The sequence below is a fragment of the Metabacillus fastidiosus NBRC 101226 genome (assembly GCF_001591625.1).
GTDB lineage: Bacteria > Bacillota > Bacilli > Bacillales > Bacillaceae > Metabacillus > Metabacillus fastidiosus.
The window spans coordinates 1-17,727 of sequence record NZ_BCVG01000080.1; the positions used below are offsets into that span (position 1 = coordinate 1).

Annotated in this window: 16 protein-coding genes; 5 read left to right on the top strand and 11 right to left on the bottom strand. The window is 34.4% G+C overall.

What is annotated here, in order from left to right:
* Positions 1 to 15: 15 nt before the first annotated feature.
* From BFA01S_RS16070 to BFA01S_RS16080, 3 genes are all read right to left on the bottom strand, one after another.
* On the bottom strand, positions 16 to 1,323 hold the full coding sequence (locus BFA01S_RS16070) for a YncE family protein (RefSeq protein ID WP_066232879.1): 1,308 nt from the start codon (positions 1,321 to 1,323) through the stop codon (positions 16 to 18).
* Between the two features lie 474 nt (positions 1,324 to 1,797).
* Complete coding sequence (locus BFA01S_RS16075; RefSeq protein WP_066232882.1) at positions 1,798 to 2,490, bottom strand: ABC transporter permease; 693 nt, start codon at positions 2,488 to 2,490, stop codon at positions 1,798 to 1,800.
* A 106-nt stretch (positions 2,491 to 2,596) separates the two neighbouring features.
* On the bottom strand, positions 2,597 to 3,184 hold the full coding sequence (locus tag BFA01S_RS16080) for a GNAT family N-acetyltransferase (protein ID WP_066232884.1): 588 nt from the start codon (positions 3,182 to 3,184) through the stop codon (positions 2,597 to 2,599).
* 191 nt (positions 3,185 to 3,375) lie between these two features.
* On the opposite strand from BFA01S_RS16080, the gene BFA01S_RS16085 reads away from it, so the two are divergent.
* Together BFA01S_RS16085 and BFA01S_RS16090 are read left to right on the top strand one after the other, a co-directional pair.
* Complete coding sequence (locus BFA01S_RS16085) at positions 3,376 to 4,143, top strand: ABC transporter ATP-binding protein (RefSeq protein WP_066232887.1); 768 nt, start codon at positions 3,376 to 3,378, stop codon at positions 4,141 to 4,143.
* A complete protein-coding gene (locus tag BFA01S_RS16090) occupies positions 4,130 to 6,085 on the top strand; it encodes an ABC transporter permease (protein ID WP_066232890.1) in 1,956 nt (651 codons plus the stop codon). The genes BFA01S_RS16085 and BFA01S_RS16090 overlap by 14 nt, the downstream gene beginning before the upstream one ends.
* A gap of 41 nt (positions 6,086 to 6,126) precedes the next feature.
* Here BFA01S_RS16090 and BFA01S_RS16095 read toward each other — a convergent pair whose 3' ends face one another.
* Genes BFA01S_RS16095 through BFA01S_RS16110 form a run of 4 tightly spaced genes read right to left on the bottom strand, consistent with a single transcriptional unit; the run spans position 6,127 to position 8,990 of the window.
* Positions 6,127 to 7,149 carry a sensor histidine kinase gene (locus tag BFA01S_RS16095; protein WP_066232892.1) on the bottom strand — a complete coding sequence of 341 codons (1,023 nt, stop codon included), beginning with the start codon at positions 7,147 to 7,149 and terminating at the stop codon, positions 6,127 to 6,129.
* A complete protein-coding gene (locus tag BFA01S_RS16100; protein WP_066232896.1) occupies positions 7,146 to 7,820 on the bottom strand; it encodes a response regulator transcription factor in 675 nt (224 codons plus the stop codon). The genes BFA01S_RS16095 and BFA01S_RS16100 overlap by 4 nt, the downstream gene beginning before the upstream one ends.
* 54 nt (positions 7,821 to 7,874) lie before the next feature.
* A complete protein-coding gene (locus BFA01S_RS16105) occupies positions 7,875 to 8,288 on the bottom strand; it encodes an immunity 22 family protein (protein ID WP_066232899.1) in 414 nt (137 codons plus the stop codon).
* A gap of 18 nt (positions 8,289 to 8,306) precedes the next feature.
* The gene (locus BFA01S_RS16110; protein WP_066232916.1) at positions 8,307 to 8,990 is read right to left on the bottom strand and encodes a DUF1963 domain-containing protein; all 684 of its coding nucleotides are present in this window, start codon (positions 8,988 to 8,990) and stop codon (positions 8,307 to 8,309) included.
* 352 nt (positions 8,991 to 9,342) lie between these two features.
* On the opposite strand from BFA01S_RS16110, the gene BFA01S_RS22055 reads away from it, so the two are divergent.
* Positions 9,343 to 11,247 carry a lamin tail domain-containing protein gene (locus BFA01S_RS22055; RefSeq protein WP_082800036.1) on the top strand — a complete coding sequence of 635 codons (1,905 nt, stop codon included), beginning with the start codon at positions 9,343 to 9,345 and terminating at the stop codon, positions 11,245 to 11,247.
* Positions 11,248 to 11,472: 225 nt separating this feature from the next.
* Here BFA01S_RS22055 and BFA01S_RS16120 read toward each other — a convergent pair whose 3' ends face one another.
* Entirely contained in the window at positions 11,473 to 12,240 is a 768-nt protein-coding gene (locus BFA01S_RS16120; RefSeq protein WP_066232902.1) for a hypothetical protein, read from the bottom strand.
* Between the two features lie 265 nt (positions 12,241 to 12,505).
* Positions 12,506 to 13,201: an RluA family pseudouridine synthase gene (locus BFA01S_RS16125; protein ID WP_268874884.1), complete on the bottom strand. Its 696-nt coding sequence runs from the start codon at positions 13,199 to 13,201 to the stop codon at positions 12,506 to 12,508.
* A gap of 197 nt (positions 13,202 to 13,398) precedes the next feature.
* Between BFA01S_RS16125 and BFA01S_RS16130 the strand changes: the two genes are divergently transcribed.
* Both BFA01S_RS16130 and BFA01S_RS16135 read left to right on the top strand, forming a co-directional pair.
* Positions 13,399 to 13,914: a hypothetical protein gene (locus tag BFA01S_RS16130; RefSeq protein ID WP_066232906.1), complete on the top strand. Its 516-nt coding sequence runs from the start codon at positions 13,399 to 13,401 to the stop codon at positions 13,912 to 13,914.
* Positions 13,915 to 14,371: 457 nt separating this feature from the next.
* Positions 14,372 to 15,589 carry a CynX/NimT family MFS transporter gene (locus BFA01S_RS16135; RefSeq protein ID WP_066232909.1) on the top strand — a complete coding sequence of 406 codons (1,218 nt, stop codon included), beginning with the start codon at positions 14,372 to 14,374 and terminating at the stop codon, positions 15,587 to 15,589.
* Positions 15,590 to 15,643: 54 nt separating this feature from the next.
* Here the strand turns inward: BFA01S_RS16135 and BFA01S_RS16140 are convergent, their stop codons facing one another.
* On the bottom strand, positions 15,644 to 16,084 hold the full coding sequence (locus tag BFA01S_RS16140; RefSeq protein WP_066232911.1) for a MarR family winged helix-turn-helix transcriptional regulator: 441 nt from the start codon (positions 16,082 to 16,084) through the stop codon (positions 15,644 to 15,646).
* Positions 16,085 to 16,106: 22 nt separating this feature from the next.
* Positions 16,107 to 17,597 (bottom strand): DHA2 family efflux MFS transporter permease subunit, encoded by a 1,491-nt coding sequence (locus tag BFA01S_RS16145; protein WP_066232913.1) that lies wholly within the window; start codon positions 17,595 to 17,597, stop codon positions 16,107 to 16,109.
* Positions 17,598 to 17,727 lie beyond the last annotated feature (130 nt).

Here is a 17,727-nt window from a genome sequence, read left to right on the forward strand (position 1 = left end):
TCCTCTTTATATTCATTACCATCTGTATACATCATTCGTATTTTTCCATGCAATCCATCTTGCTTTTTCCTTGTGATTCGCTGTGCTAATTGTATATAAATCACGCTCTTCTATATTCAGCTCTATTAAGTGCAGCATGCCAGAATAAGTACCTACAGCCAGCCATTTTCCGTCAGAGCTAATATCCATTCCCGCAATTGTTCCGCCAACGAAATATTGCCATAAGAACGAACCATCATCCGAAGCTGCCCTTACATAACCATAGGCATCACCAAAATAAACTTCACCTTCCCTGGCAGTTGCGGCGTACACTCTTGAGTTATCATCGATAAGCGGAAACTCCTCTCCACTTTTTAAATTCGTTAAAGGCGCAGCAAAGCTGATTCCATTATAAAAGTGACATGAATTACAAATAACCTTTTTACTGTCTGAAGTAAACCAGGAAAAATGAGGATAGCTGCTGTCAGGATAAAGTTCGCTAATAAATTTACCGTCATGATCATAAATAAGATGGCTGCTGCTTTGGCTTCCACACGCAATCCACTTCTCATCATAAGATAGAGCGGCATGTTCCATCGTTATTTCCAGATCACCTAAATCATCATCCTTTATCCATTCTTCAATTGCTTCCGGATCTGGGTCTAGAACTGTTAATTGTTCAGTAGTAATGAGGAAAGTTCCTGAAGATGAGATGAGAATCACTTTCCTGCCTGAGGAGAAAGGAATCACTTCTGTCAGTTGATGATGCGGGAATTCATCCGTTAAATTAATAGGAATATTTAATTCTTTTATTCGTTTCTCAATAAATTCCCATGAAAAATGATGGATCTGCTCTCCATTAAGATTTTCATCTAATTTCTTCATCGTCGAAATGCCTTTTTCATCAACAAATGCATACACTTCTCTATTAGGTGAACGCCCAACTAGTGTATATTGTTCAAAATGTTTTGTACCTTTACTAGTCGCCACATAAACATAGCCATCTTCCCAAGTGCTTCCGCCTCGAAAAACAATTGCCTTATCATTAATGAAGAAAACAGACTTCACTGCTTGCATCCGATTTTGAAAATTTGCAGCCAGTGGCCAAGTAGCTGGAGGCAGCTCCTCTCGAAGTAAAGCTAAATCACCTGCTTTATTTGCCCCTATAATCATATTAAATATAGGATCAGCTAATTCTGTTCTCCTATCTTCCATTAAATCTCTCTCATCTACCTCATCCCAGCCAAGAGATAAACCTTTATGTACAAAAGCATTTACATCTGAAGCATACCGTTCTCCCTCTAACCGCCACTTTTTAGCAATGTCTTTATTTAACCATGTCACTATTCGTCACCTCACACTTTAGGTTTTTTCCTAAATTATACATTTATATTTCCTAGATTAACACCGCCATAAGTAGGAATTAAGATTAATTGAATCAATATAGCGATGCTTTTTTATTTTTAAGTGATATGGCGAATTTTTTTAAAAATAATTCTAATGACATTACATAAAAGCTGAACAATCCCAAGGGAAAATCCCTCATCTAATCTCTCATACTATTTACAATTCAAGAACACAGCACTCCGCACAGTCTTGAACAGACTTTACTCAGTTTCAAAATTTCCTGACGTTGTCCTTACATTTAATTGATCAGAATCTGTTCCAATTAATCCAATAGCACTATTTTCTCCTTTATTTTCGTACATTATATTAGGTAATCCAATCTCCGAATGACCAGAATTCCCTTTAAAATCTATAATGCTATAGTTAATATTCTACCTATAAATAACTTTTCCATATTATTCAAATCTCTTTTTATAAAGTATCTACCTTTTCAATATTTCTAATTGACATCCATCCAATAAAAATGCCAATTAAAGCAAGAGAAATCGGAATTGCAATAATCGAGAACATATTGAAGTTGTTTCCAGTTGAACCTGTGAAAGAAGCTAGAAAAATAGACGAAACAATTGTAGCTGGTGCAGACTTTCTAAGCATTCCAAAGAATATCGGAATAAGACTTAACCCGGCAGTAGCTAAAGCATATAAGAATATGATTAGAATTTGTCTCAATAATTCAGCTCTTTCAATTTCACCGGGTATGATATTGAATAGTCCATCTCCCAAATAGATTAATCCACTTATAAACAATGTGGAAAACAGCACATTTACAAATGTAAACATACCGATAATAATTAATTTTGAGGCCATAATTTTCTTTCGCTTTATAGGATATGTAAACATAAGTCCTATTGATTTATCTTTATACTCATCTATCACTAACTTTGTAATAATTACTGCGGTAAAGATGATGAATATAGCACGTACTACAGTATTAACAATGCTAACTGCCATTTCAAAATTCTCAAAAATTATATTTCCATCATTGTTTTCTACAAAATAAATCATACTGAGAAATGCTATAAAACTAATATTTGCTATTGCTATACCTTTCCAATAGTTTAATAACCTATTTTTCCCAATCTCAAGTTTAATCAGTTTAAAAATGGTTTCCGCCCCCTATACTATTCTTTTAAAATCATTCTCTAAGCTGTTATGTTTTTATATTAAAGATCTTTAGTATCTTTTTTCTCTCCTGTTTCTTACAAAAAACTTACTTTGTGTTTAAAAGGATCTCCAATTTCCGTTTTACTGATGGCCATTCATTATCAATAATGCTGTAAAAAACCGAATTACGAAACGAACCGTCTTTTCGGATCATATGATTTCTTAAAACCCCTTCCTTCAATCCGCCGATCCGCTCTATCGCTTTTTGAGAGCGTATATTTCTTTCATCTGTTTTAAGCTGAACACGAATCATCTTCATTTTTTCAAAGCAATATTTTAATAATAGGTACTTACACTCGATGTTTATTTTAGTTCCCCATACTGAGGGACATAACCATGTCCAACCTATTTCCAAATTTCTATGAGAAGATGAAATGCTGAGAAATCGAGTAGATCCAATTACCTTATTATTCTCTCGCAACAAGATAACGAATGGAAATTCAGTTCCATTCATTTTTTTATACATCGCTTCTTCAATAAGCGACTCCATATCTTCTACTGTCTTTATCATTTTTGGCAGATGAGCCCAAATACTTTCTTCCTTGCTTATATGATATAGATCATGGAGATATTTCTTCTCCAACGGAACAATCCGAACATGATCTCCGATTAATTCATTAAAAATAATATCCATCTTATTACCTTCCCTCATTTCTTTTTCATCATTTTACATTAAATGTTTAAATTTAACTATTCTATTGAATTTTTAATATAACAAAAATGTAAGATATAACCCGTTTTTGTTCGTTCACTCTATGGATGACTATCTTTATACGAAGTATGCTTAATATAATAAAACTTGAAAACAATACGGGGGAGACAATAATGGATACTGTATTAAAAGCACAAGCACTCCAAAAAATTTATGGTACAAAAAAGAATCTGTTTAACGTGTTGAGAAAAGTTGATTTAACAGTGACTAAAGGTGAGTTTGTCGGTATTATGGGCCCTTCCGGTGCCGGGAAGACAACGCTTCTTAATATATTGGCAACAATCGATAAACCAACGTCAGGCAGTGTTAAAATCAGTGGTCGGGAAATTACTTCAATGTCCGAAGAAGATTTATCTAATTTCAGAAGAAAGCATTTAGGTTTTATTTTTCAGGATTATAATTTACTTGATTCTTTAACGATGAAGGAAAATATATTATTGCCATTATCGCTTTCTAACGAATCTGTGAGGGAAATGGAAAAAAAGGTACAACAAGTTGCTTCTATTTTAAGTATAGAATCTATTTTAGATAAGTACCCTTATGAAACTTCAGGAGGGCAAAAGCAGAGAACAGCTGCAGCTCGTGCTATTATAGCTAATCCCAGCTTAGTTTTAGCAGATGAGCCGACTGGTGCTTTGGATTCTAAATCATCTGCTGATTTATTAGATGCATTCAAACGTTTAAATAAAGATTATGAAACAACAATTTTAATGGTTACTCACGACGCATTTGCAGCAAGTTATTGTGACAAAGTTATCTTTATAAAGGATGGGAACTTATTTACAGAACTGGTTAGGGGAGATAAAGAAAGGAAGACTTTTTTTGAACAGCTATTATTAACATTGTCTTCTTTAGGAGGCGGAAGCCATGACGTTATTTAATATTGTAGCAAAAAATTTGAAACATTATTTCAAACATTATTTTTTATATGTTGCTTCCATGACATTCAGCATATTAATCTATTTTATTTTCGTTTCTTTACAGCATAACGAACAAATTACAAAACTAATTGATAGAGGAGATAAAGTAGGACCTGCTCTTTTTGCATCTTCTTTTATCCTGCTCCTATTTGTTTCTATATTTATTTGGTACTCTAATTCTTTTTTTATTAAGAAGCGAAAACAGGAAATCGGACTCTACTCTCTGCTCGGTGTTCAAAAGAAAGCAATTGGAAAAATGATTTTCTATGAGAATTTTCTGCTTAGTACAATTGCACTCATTGTCGGTATTGTAATTGGAGAATTATTCTCTATGCTGTTCAGTATGATTTTAGTTAAACTAATGGGCTTTTCATTCCTTGTCCAATTTTCATTAAATATTACAGCTGTCATTCAAACATTTATTATATTTTTAATCATTACTTTTTTTACATCACTGCAAGGTTACTATATTATGTATCGCTTCCAGCTGATTGACTTATTCCAAGCAAGAAATAAAGGACAATCTATCGTTAAACCATCGGTTATCATTACTCTTTTATCCCTTGTCTTTATTGGTATAAGCTACTGGATGTTATGGAATGCCCCTGATTCTAAGAATTGGGACGATCATTTTGGACGTAACTTACTCATCACTCTTGGAATGATGGTGATAGGTTCATATTTCTTATTCCATTCATTAAGCGGTTTTTTCGTGCAATTATTGCAAAATAATAAAGCAATTTATTATAAATGGAAAAATCTATTAACTTTTACACAGCTTAAAAGCCGATTAAGAAGCAATGCTGTTATGCTTACAACTATTTCTGTATTAAATGCTGTTACTCTTATTGCCTTTGGCTTTGCTTATACTCTTTACTATAATACACTCGGTACGATGGAAGAATTTATTCCTTACAGTTATCAATATGAAATAGCATCAAAAGAAATGGACGAGCAAATTACGAATATAATCCGAAATAATAAAGAACATGAAATAATATTTGACGATACTTTCGATTACATAATGGCAAAGGGAAATGCTGATTCACTGGAAGAGATACCTGGTGGTTACAGTTATTATGATAATCAGTTTGCTGTCATGTCCGAAACAGCTTATAACAAATTGGCAAAACAGCTAAAGAGGGAACAAATCAGCTCTTTAAAAGAGAATGAAACAATTATCGTAAATAAAAATTTTATCGGGTCACAAGATGAAAATGAAAACAATGGAAAACCAATCTCTTTGCCAATAACTAATAAGGAAATTCATCTTGTTGTTGCTGATAGTAAGATAGAGTCATTATTTAATAATAATACTGTCCATCCAGCTGTATTGATCATAAACGATATAATTTATGAGAAATTGAAAAATGAATACAGTATCATTACTTCCCATATATTTAAAATCAAAAATGAAAAAGATTCTGCTCCACTAACGAGAAAATTATGGGAAATAACAGGAACTTATTTATCTAATATAGAAACCGGATTTAACTTCCACAGTTTCTCAGATAGTTACGGTGAAGCACAATCTGTGTATGGCTTACTCATTTTCATAAGTAGCTTTCTAGGGCTTGTCTTCCTTTCAGCTACTGGAAGTATTATCTATTTTAAAATACTCACAGAAGCAGAAGAAGATAGAAAGAGATATACAACATTAAAAAAAGTAGGCATGAACAGAAGAGAAATAAAGCGTGTAATTGCAAAACAATACATGATTTTCTTCCTTCTTCCTCTTATTGTTGGGATTGCTCATAGTTGTATAATGCTTTCATCACTGTCAAAAATAATGGATATAAACTTTATTACACCAGTCGTTATCAGTACTATTATTTACTCCATCCTTTATGGATGTTATTACATTATGACTTTAATTACGAGTAACAGATTAGTAAATGCATAGAAAAAGCCGGGGAAATACTCTGTTTCCCCCGGCTTTTTCCTTTATAGAATAGCATAATAATCCTGTCCTTTGGAAAAATGGATTGTAATCGCCGTATACTCCTTCTCCTTTGATGCAATAGTAAGCTTGTGCCCGAGCTTATTAGCCAACTTGTTTGCTAAGTATAGACCCATGCCAGTGGACTTTCCATATACACGTCCGTTCATCCCTGTAAATCCTTTTTCAAAAACCCTTGTTAGGTCCGCCTTCTCTATTCCAATCCCATTATCTGAAATAATAAGCCTAATTTCCTCTTCATCCTCTTCTGCTGAAATAGTAACAGTCCCTCTGTCCATGGTATATTTCAGCGCATTTGAAAGAATCTGAGAAAGAATATATGCCAGCCACTTCCTATCTGTCACTACTTCTTTTCTTTCCACTTGCAGGTCGAGTCTTATTTTCTTTCTAATAAATCCTTTCATATGCTGTTTAATGACTGAATTCACTAATTGATCTAGATTTACTTGTAAAACGAAGTAATCATTATTAAAATCATCCGCCCGCACAAAATATAGAGCCTGTTCAACATAGGTTTCAATATGATCAATTTCTTCCTCAATACTCTTCATTTCTTCTATTTGTGAGGACTTTTCAATAATCAGCCTGCTTACTGAAATCGGTGTTTTAATCTCATGAAACCATGAAGTAATAAACTCTAAAGCATCTTGTTTATCTTTTATTATCGATAACATTTTTTCCTGATGCGTTTGATTTATTAACTGAAAGAACTGTTCATACAAATATTGCTCATATGTAACTGGATCTCCTATCCCATCCCCAATAAAAACTCCATTGTTCCAATGTGCAGCTATTTTTTCAAACCGCCTTTTTATATGTATAAACTCAATCATTAAATACAAAGAAAAGAGAAAAAGAGAAATGAGATGAATATAAATCATATTACTAATATGAATAGACATTGTTGGCTCTACAAAGAGAACGATTGTAATAAAACTCATAACTAATACATACATGACGATGGCACGTCTCTCATATAATAAAAATTTCCTGAATTTTATTTTCATGAGAGGATATATCCTTGTCCTTTTTTCGTCTGTATATAATCATCTACATCATATTCGCTTAACTTTCTCCGCAAACGGTTTACATTAACAGTCAACGTATTATCATCAATAAAACTTTCATCTTCCCATAATGCTCTAATAATTTCATCGCGCCCAACAATTTTATTTTTATGTTCAAAAAGAACACAGAGAATTTTAAATTCATTTTTGGTTAATTCTACTTCTTCCTCTTTAACATAGACGACAGCCTTTTTTAAATGCAATGTCATATCACGATGCTTCATTACATCCATATTCGTATTATCATATGTATAAGTCCTTCTAAGAATAGCATGCACCCTCGTAATGAGCATTTCCATAGAAAAAGGCTTCTGTATGAAATCATCTCCACCTATATTAAGTGCCATCATCATATCCATATTTTCCGTACGAGAAGAGAGAAAAATAATCGGAATATTGGAATGCTTACGAATCCTCTCACACCAGTAAAAACCATTATAATAGGGTAGATTAATATCTAAAATAACGAGATTGGGCTGAATGGTCAGGAACTCTCGCTCCACATTTTGGAAATCCTCAACTGTATGAATTTCATAGCCCCACTTTCGTAACTCCCCAGCTACAATATCACTTATTTTCTTTTCATCTTCAACAATTAAAATGGAAAACAATTATGCCACTTCCTATTTTATAAATATAATATAATAATCATATTATATTTCTTGTTATGTTTCATATACAACACTGGCTACCAATCTAACATCAGAGTAGGATTCCAATGATAGATTCTTTTTCATTCTAAATAATTCCTCATTAATAGAACCATAGATTGACTTGTTTCCGTACAGTAAAATTATCGAATTATAAGGACTGATATCTTGCAGTAAGGAGGCAGGCAGCTGCTCCGTAAATTCGTTATCGTCGGAATAATCATTATTCAAATAATCTATTATTTCCGCTTGCTCTTTATCACTAGCCAAAAAAACTATTTCCATAAAATCTTCGTCTATCCACATTAATCCGATATCATTAGCAAATTCACTTGCAGCATTTTCTCCATCTTTATATGCTTCAACATATGATCCCAGCTCTACTTCATTTTTAAAATTACAACCCCATATTGTTACGATGTGCTCCATTTCTTCCTCCTAACAAACTTAATAACACTGGTAACTCCATCTCCACTCTCCGGTGGGCGATTTGAAAAAATATCCGATTCCATTATCTCCCCACATCCAATTAGGTTTCTCTTCACTTCCTACTTGGAACACAAATTCATCCAAGTTGCCGACTCCATGCTGAATTTCTGTTGGATAACCGCCAACTTTTGTCATACTGTAACGATTAAATTCATCAAAAAACGCATCGCTGGCATTCTCATCTTTATTTACAGGATCAAGATCTACAATTTCCCAAGCATCTTCCCAACCGGGAGCGTCATCATCAACTTCCAGCCAGTGAATTGGAAATGGCTTAATCGAAGAAGAATAGCTGGAAGTAGGAATAAACTGGAGACCTTTTAAACTTTGAAATTCTTTAATCATCCAGCCATCACCATGTTGTCCATTATTTCTGTAATAAGAATCATTATGAAACAATACTAACATCTCTACATCATCAAGTGCAGGAGGACAAAAAGGAAGCTCACTTATTCTAATTTGGAGCAACGGAAACAATGGCTTTCCATTCCAAACTGGGAGCAATTCTCCAACTGGGAGACAGCCTTTTCCAAACCATGAAGTCATCGGATTAGCTGGTGGAAGAAAACCTCCAATTTGAGCAATCGATGCACAGCGAAGTTTCGTTCGAAGCTCATTTAGTACTTTTTTTGAGTCTGCCATCTCTCTCCCATCCCTTTCATTGAAATAATTTCTAATTATCATTTTTATATTATCCTAAAAAGAGGAATTTCTACCAATCTATTGATATTAAATTCACATTTAATGTAATAATTATCTCTAAAGAGATGGATTATTATGCAAATTTCCCCTTACTTAGAAAGCCTTTTTCAAATACTAAGGAAAATACATAATGGATTAATCATCCATTTCAAAAGTTCATGGTAAATTTACAAACTCCAACAAAATTTACATAATATTTAAAGTAATTAAACAATAAATACATATATATTTCCTATTATTAAAGTGACAATTTGAAAGGAGGAAAATTAAATTGAATTTAAAAAAGATTAACATGTTCAAGGTTCAGCTTTCATTATTAGTCATTGTTTTCATCACACTTTTTGGACAAGCAACTAGTATATTTGCAGAAGGACCGCTAGATACTGCACCTTCTATTGAAGCTAGAGGTGTTGCAAATGGTAAGAAAATTTTATTCGATAACACTCATGCACAAACAGCAGGTGCTGCAGACTGGGTTATCGATGGAGGTTTTTCAGATTTTGGGAATGCACTTGCTGATAAAGGTTATTATGTAAAAGAATTACGTCAAACCACACCAATTACATATAGTGATTTGCAGAATTATGACGTATTCGTTATACCAGAAGCTAATATTCCATACAAAACAACGGAACAAACTGCTATGATTCAATTCATTCAAAATGGAGGAAGTATTTTCTTCATTTCAGACCATTACAACGCTGACCGCAATAAAAACCGTTGGGATGCATCAGAAGCATTTAATGGTTATCGTCGAGGAGCTTGGTCTGACCCCGCTAAAGGGATGAGTATAGAAGAGAAAAATTCTGCTGCAATGCAAGATGTTACAAACTCTGACTGGTTAGGAACAAACTTCGGTGTACGTTTCCGTTATAATGCAATCGGGGATGTTGTAGCAAATAATATTGTAGCACCAAGCCAAAGCTTTGGAATTACGACAGGTGTACAAGGTGTAGCAATGCACGCTGGCTCTACCTTAGCAATTTTAGACCCAAATAAAGCAAAAGGTATTGTATATCTCCCTCCTACTACTGCAAAGTGGGCTAATGCAGTTGACCAAGGAGTTTACAATGATGGTGGAGTTGAAGAAGGTCCTTATGTAGCTATTTCAAAACTTGGACTTGGAAAAGCCGCTTTTATCGGAGATTCCTCTCCTGTTGAAGATGCTACGCCTAAATATTTACGTGAAGAAAATGGTGCCACAAAGAAAACATATGATGGATTTAAAGAGCAAGATGATGCTAAATTACTTACTAATCTAATTGATTGGCTAGCAACACAAGAAAATTATACTAGCTTTAACCAAGTACCTGGGCTAACTTTAAGTCCTCAAACACAATTATTAAGTATCGAGAATCCTGCAACTTCAACAGAACCACAAGCTGAGCCATGGAGTGCTCCAGCAGCTGGTTACAAATGGTGGGATCGTACAACATTCCGTATCGGTTCTTTCGGACCTGATAATAAAGCACCAATAGTAGCTAATCCTATTTCAGATAGAGTAGTTACAATAGGTTCACAAACATCATTAAACTTATCAACTACTTTTAGTGACCCAGAAAATAATCCATTAACTTATAGTGCTGTATCAAGCAACACTTCTGTTGCAACTGTTTCAATAAGTGGATCAACTTTAACAATCTCACCACTTATAGAAGGAACAGCAACTATTACAGTAACAGCAAACGATGGGCTCGGTGGCACGAAAACAGAATCATTTATTATTACAGCAAGCACAACAGCAACTGAACCTGGAAATCCAAGCAACAATCTATTTTTTTCAGAATATATTGAAGGAAGCAGCTATAATAAAGCATTAGAAATTTATAATGGAACTGGTAGCAGCATAAATTTAGCAAATTATACGATTCAGTCATCAAATACACCATCAATTATCCAACTAAGCGGAACATTAGCAGCTGGTGATGTATTTGTTATTGCAAATCCAAATGCAGCAAGCGCTATTTTAACTCAAGCTGATATGACAAGCAGTAATATGGAATTTAATGGTGATGACTCAGTTACATTAAAACATAATGGAACAATTATCGATGTCATTGGAAATGCTGGAGTAAACTTCGGTAAAGATAAGACATTAGTTCGAAAAAATACTGTTACTGCAGGAACAAGCACATATAATGCAACTGAATGGAACAGCTTTGTAAGAGATACTTTTACTTATCTCGGAAGTCATTAAAGAGAAACACCCCTGTCAGTGCCAAACGCACTGACCTAAGAAAATGAGACAAATTAAAACACCTTTCGTTGAAAAACGGGTATGAAACCCATAATAACAACGTGGAGGTGTTTTCTTATTGTCTCAAAAACGATGGTCAGTACCAAATCAATCAAGGGATTTTTTGCTTAATTTATGCAGTTAATACTTTATAAATAATCTTCACACATTAAAACAAGAGCCAGCTTAACGCACAAATCCCTTTAAATACTGATCCTGAAACATTACCACATATGATCCGTCCGGATTATGATCCACATCTACCTCAACATTTACAGGTTCTAACGTATCTTTCACTTCCTCATAGTTTTTAGTGAGTACTTCCATATTTTTTGCTATAAGCTCTTCTTTTCCTACCTTATTCTCCGAAATAAATTGGGTTAATTCCGCCTCTGTTTTATTATTTACTAAACTGTCATCAAAACCTTTTACAGATAATGTAACTTTTATCTTATCTGCAGATTGAGCTTTTGCTTCTATCACCTTGTACTCTGTTACAGATAGAGCCTTTAAAAATGCATCCGCCAGCTTATCCACCTGCTCATCTGTCACAGGAAGTCCTGTCATATTCTGCTTTGTGTTTTGTTTATAAATTTCTTTAAAAAATCCCTTTTGTGTGCTTCCATCTTTCTGTTTCTCTTCGCTTGATTCAGGACCAGGAGCTTTTTCTGCATACTTCTCTGCATTTTGAAAAACAGTAGCCTGGATTAATGCATCAACATAGGCCGCTGCTTCTTTTTCCTGGATCTCTCCCTCTTCGGTATTCAACGAGCTGGAGTCTTTATTTATATCCTCTGTTTTTTCGATTTCCTCTGTATTTTCCTTTTCCTCAGATACTGAAGATTTTTCGATTTCTTCTACATTTTTCTGTTCCTTAGGCACTGAAGATTTTTCAGCACAAGCTGCTAATAGGCAAATAATAAATAAAGTAAATAATAAAAATAGTTTCTTCATTTAATATTCCTCCATTCCTCTCATTTTCCAACAATAATTGCATTATATTATAAAAAAAGAGATATTTAACAAAACAGAGTAAAATCAGTTAATTTTACCCATATAAACAAAAGGATTTAAGTAGCTTAAGGAAAGATAGTTACATTGCAGGCTTATTATTACAAAGAGGCCGGTTTGAGGATAAGATTAAATTAATGCTGGGAGCTTTTATTTAGTACTAGCAGACCTCACATCTTGAAATAGCGAGGTCCATATCTTTTATAGTTTATAGTTGTAAAATTTCATGGGCCTTCTCAGTGGATGAAAGTTTAAAAAGATCCCACGGATATTTTAAAGGCGGAAATGATTCCACTCCTATTATTTCTTTTTTTGTTGGATGTTCAAATTTTAACGAATGAGCCCATAAAGCAATTTGCTGTCCAGGTTCATTGATCCATGCTCCATATTTTTGATCCCCATAGAGCGGGCAGCCGATTGCTGCAAGCTGAACACGTATTTGATGCGGTCTTCCAGTATAAAGCTTAACAGAAAGTAAACTAAGTTCTTTTAATTTATGAATTACTGTATATTCAAGGACTGCTTTTTTCCCTTTTTTATGATATGAAGGTACAGTATACACTGTATTTTCCCGGCTGTTCTTCATCAAATAATGAACTAAAACAGCTTCATCCTCATCAGGAACTCCTCTTACAACTGCTAAATACTTCCTGTCAATTGCTTGCCTTCGTACTGCATCTGACAGACGGGAGGCGGATTTAGATGTTTTAGCAAATACCATCACTCCTCCAACAGGACGATCAAGACGGTGAACAAGACCGAGAAAAACATTGCCCGGTTTCTTATATTTCATTTTTAAATCATGCTTTAGCATCGTAAGTAAATCCTGATCACCAGTGATGTCTTTTTGTACAGGTATGTTCATTGGCTTCTCAATAAGAAGAAGATGGTTATCTTCATACAAACAGATATTTCCACTTAATATCAATACTCCTTAAATACAATACTTTATCGATTGTATCACAGAAGTCTACTAAAAAATGAAATATCTAACATAAATGGTTTAATAATTACAAATATATGTTTAAGTTTAAATATTTGAAAAAATCACCAGTAAATGTTACTTTCTAAGAAATGAGACTAATTAAAGGAGTTTGAATCATGCAGAAAATTTCTCTTGCTGAAGCTGTCAAGTTGAAGAGTGTCCTGTCAAAAAGAATACATGAACTAGAGGAAGAAATGGACAGATTAGCTTTTGTAGAAATTGAAAAAGGAAGCAAAATTCCTAAACAAATACGTTCACTTTCAGATGTCGAGAAGGATATAGATGAGATTCGAAAAGATTTTCGTTTGCTCGATAAACTGATGTATGAGGCAAACATTATAAATACGATTTTATTTCATGATGAATCACTAACGATTGTTGAAGCAATAGAGCTGGCTACACAATTAAGAGCGAAAGCACGTAAATATAAAGAATATGGCACAGCTTTAAAAGAAGAGTACTCTTATTCCTATACAGAATCTGTTTCAATTATTAAAGTTGCCATGTTCGACCCAGAGACATATCGATTACAAGGATTAGAATTAGAAAAACAAGCGAACAGGTTATCTAATTTAATCAATGCAAAAAACTATGAAGTACAATTAGATTTTAATAGCGAAAAATATTTCTAAACCTTGAAGCGGTGAGACTCCGCTTCAAGGCATGGAAGGAGCACCCCTCAATCGCTTTTGGAAGCTTTGTAATGGTAATGGACAAACCAATTCCCAATAACCAGTTACAACTTTACCCGTGACCAATAACCAACTAGCGCAATGGATGGTCGATGACCAAATTATCTTAATTTTGAGCTCCTTCTGTGAGTCCCCTGTCTTTAAAAGACAGGGGTTTTTATGATAGATTAAATGAAATTTCCTGAAAGATGCTTCTTCATCATCTTCATCTCAGCCAAATTCAATTTTCCATTTAATATAATCGCCTTTGATTAATACTTTCTATGCTTTCAAATATTCTCCCTTATTAATACGTGCCATCTCTTCCTAACAGTCAGTATATTTTCCTGCTGTATAATGATATGATAAATTATCCTTATATACTAATAACCTTGAAAACTGTAATGGAGGAATAATAATGAACAAGGCTGCAACATCTTTAGAAAAATCAGCATCGGCCAATTCAAAAATTTTGTTACTCACTATTGGCATTATTTTAATTGGGGCAAATTTAAGAGCTCCGCTTACTTCTGTCGGATCGCTTATTCCATTTATACGTGATGATTTAGCAATGAGCAATGCGCTTGCGGGAACAATCACAACTTTGCCATTGCTTGCATTTGCTCTCTTTTCACCATTTGCTCCAAAAATTGCAAATAAATCAGGCATGGAGCGGACAATTTTCTTTTCCCTCATTGTGCTTATTATCGGAATCATTATACGTTCTTTACAAGGGATCATTCCCTTATTTACTGGAACAATTTTAATCGGTCTGGCAATTGCAGTGGGGAATGTTTTACTACCTGGATTCATTAAAATGAATTTCCCTTTAAAAATTGGCGTTATGACAGGCATATATGCAGTTTTTATGAATTTATTCGGTGCTTTAGCATCGGGGATAAGTGTTCCACTCTCATCTTTCAGGAGTTTAGGCTGGCATGGGGCACTTGGAGCTTGGGCAATATTAGCTTTTATCGCGGTTTTATTTTGGCTGCCGCAGCTTCGTAATAACTATATAGTAATAAAGCCTGCTTCCACTCCATCTCAAAGGGGTAACAGTATTTGGAGCTCTCCTTTAGCATGGAAAGTAACATTATTTATGGGACTTCAATCATTTATGTTTTATACGATGATGACTTGGCTACCTGGAATCCTTCAATTAAATGGATACAGCTCAAATGCTGCAGGCTGGATGTTATTTCTTATGCAATTTGCTATTATTCCAATTACATTTATCATTCCGGTTCTAGCAGGAAGAATGAAAGATCAGAAAATATTAAGTATCATTACAGCTCTCTTTTTCTTCTTTGGTATCGGCGGTTTATTGATAGGAAATGCTTCTCTTATCCCTTTATCAATTATACTGTTTGGAATCGCATCGGGAAGTGCATTTAGTCTGGCCATGATGTTCTTCTCTTTGCGTACAAATAACGGCGGACAAGCAGCTGCACTTTCTGGCATGGCACAATCATTCGGCTATCTCTTAGCTGCGATTGGACCGGTTCTCTTTGGCGGCTTGCATGATTTAACAAATGGATGGACAGTTCCGCTTTCGATGTTACTCGTCATTTCTATCGTTATTTTATTTGTCGGAATTGAAGCTGGAAAAGATCGTATGGTTACACATAAAAACTAAAAGAAAAGGATAGATAAAGCAGAGAGTATCAGCTTTGTCTATCCTTTTCCTATATTATTTCTTTGCGAAATATTCATTTACTTTTGTATATATAGCAAGCATTTGTTTTTGTTCTTCTTCTGTCAGCACTTGCAAAATTTCTATATTCATTTTCTCCGCTGTTTCTTTTGCTTCCCTTAAAACCTCTAGTCCTTCCTGCTTAATAGAATAATAAATAGAACGTCGGCTATTTGGATCAGGAGTTCTAGAGATAAGATCTTTCTCATACAGTTTATTCGTAATATTTGTAATTGCTCCTGGAGTAAGATCAAGTTTTTTAGCTAATTCCACTCCTCGAAGCGGGCCAAATTTACGTAATTCTGATAAAACAATGATAGGTGTTATTCCTAAATTGCTTTGGAACATACTATTCCATCGCCGCACTGAATACGAATTGAACAGATCCATAGTGTGCATAAAATGAAATAAATCAACTTCTTGTTTACCATCATCCATCTCTATTCCTTCCTTTCCACTATCAAGATGCCTTCTCAGTTAATGATTCTACCTTCAATGCTTTCTGCTTTCTATCAAGAGTGACTGCCAATATAATCATGCTGACAAGTGCTGCTCCAGCAAAAATTGTTGCTGCTAAAAAGGAGCTATTAATTCCATGTAATAATCCATCTAATTTGATATTGCTTAATAATTTCGATGACAAGTTTTCTTGACCTGCCTTTGTTATTTCATTCGTAACAAACCATTTCGTTTGTGTCGTCATAATCGTCGTCATCACAGCTGTTCCAATAGCTCCGGAAATAGCTTGAAGAGTATTTTGCATCGCTGTACCATGTCCATGCAATTCAGGACGTAATGAGTTTAATCCTGTTGTTGTAAGCGGCATCGTTAAAAAGGTGACACCGAACGAGCGAATCATATAAATAATGATCATGAACATAATTCCAGTACTGTATGCCAGATTAGTATACGCTGCTGTTGAAGCAATTAAGATGACTGATCCTACTATTCCGATCCATTTCATTCCATATCTATCATACATTTTCCCGGCTATCGGGGACATAATAGCCATAACGATACTCCCTGGCAAAAGAAACAGGCCTGATTCGAGAGCTGTCATTCCCCGGTTATTTTGTAAATAAATCGGCAGTAATATCATTGCCGAATAAATAACGCCATTAACAAAAAAACTAATAATTATTGATAGTGTATATTCTAACGATCGAAAGATTCTTAAATCTATTAATGGATTCTCTGTCATAAGCTGACGAATAACAAACAATGCTAATCCAATAACACCGATTGCTAGAGCTGCTAAGACAGGAGCACTTCCCCATCCTTTCTCTCCAGCTATACTGAAGCCGTATAAAATACCGCCAAATCCAATCGTTGAAGTAATAACACCTAAAATATCAAGCTTCATTTTACGCGGTTCTGAGACATTTTTCAATAAAAATACAGCTGCAATTAATGCTGCAAGTGAGAATGGCAAAATACCGTAAAAAATATACCGCCATGATAATTTTGTAATTAATAATCCTGATAATGTAGGACCTACAGCTGGGGCGAACATAATCGCTACACCAACGATTCCCATCGCTGCCCCCCGTTTTTCAATAGGAAACAGACGGAAGACTACGCTAATTAAAAGAGGCATAACAATACCTGCTCCAATTGCTTGTATTACCCTTCCTATTAAAAGAGCTGTAAAAGTCGGTGCAGCTCCACATAATAATGTTCCAAGCGAAAAAATGATCATTGCTGCTATGAAAAGCTGCCTTGTGGAGAATCTCGCCATTAAAAAGGCTGTTACAGGGATAAATACTCCGTTTACAAGCATGTAAAGGGTAATAAGCCACTGTGAAGTAGAAGTAGGTACATCAAATTCTGCTGTTAATGTAGGCAATGCTACATTTAATACTGTCTGATTTAAAATAGCTGCAATTGCTCCTATTAAAAGCACAGTTAAAATCAGTCCGGTTTTATAATTATTTTCCTTATGAATTGTCAAACCTCTTAAAGCCTCCTAATTAAAATACAACGAAATACTCTAATATAAAATTATTTAATACTAAACAATTTAATACTAAACTTTCATTTTGTCAACAGATTCAGCTGACATAAAGTGAAACTTCTATCAG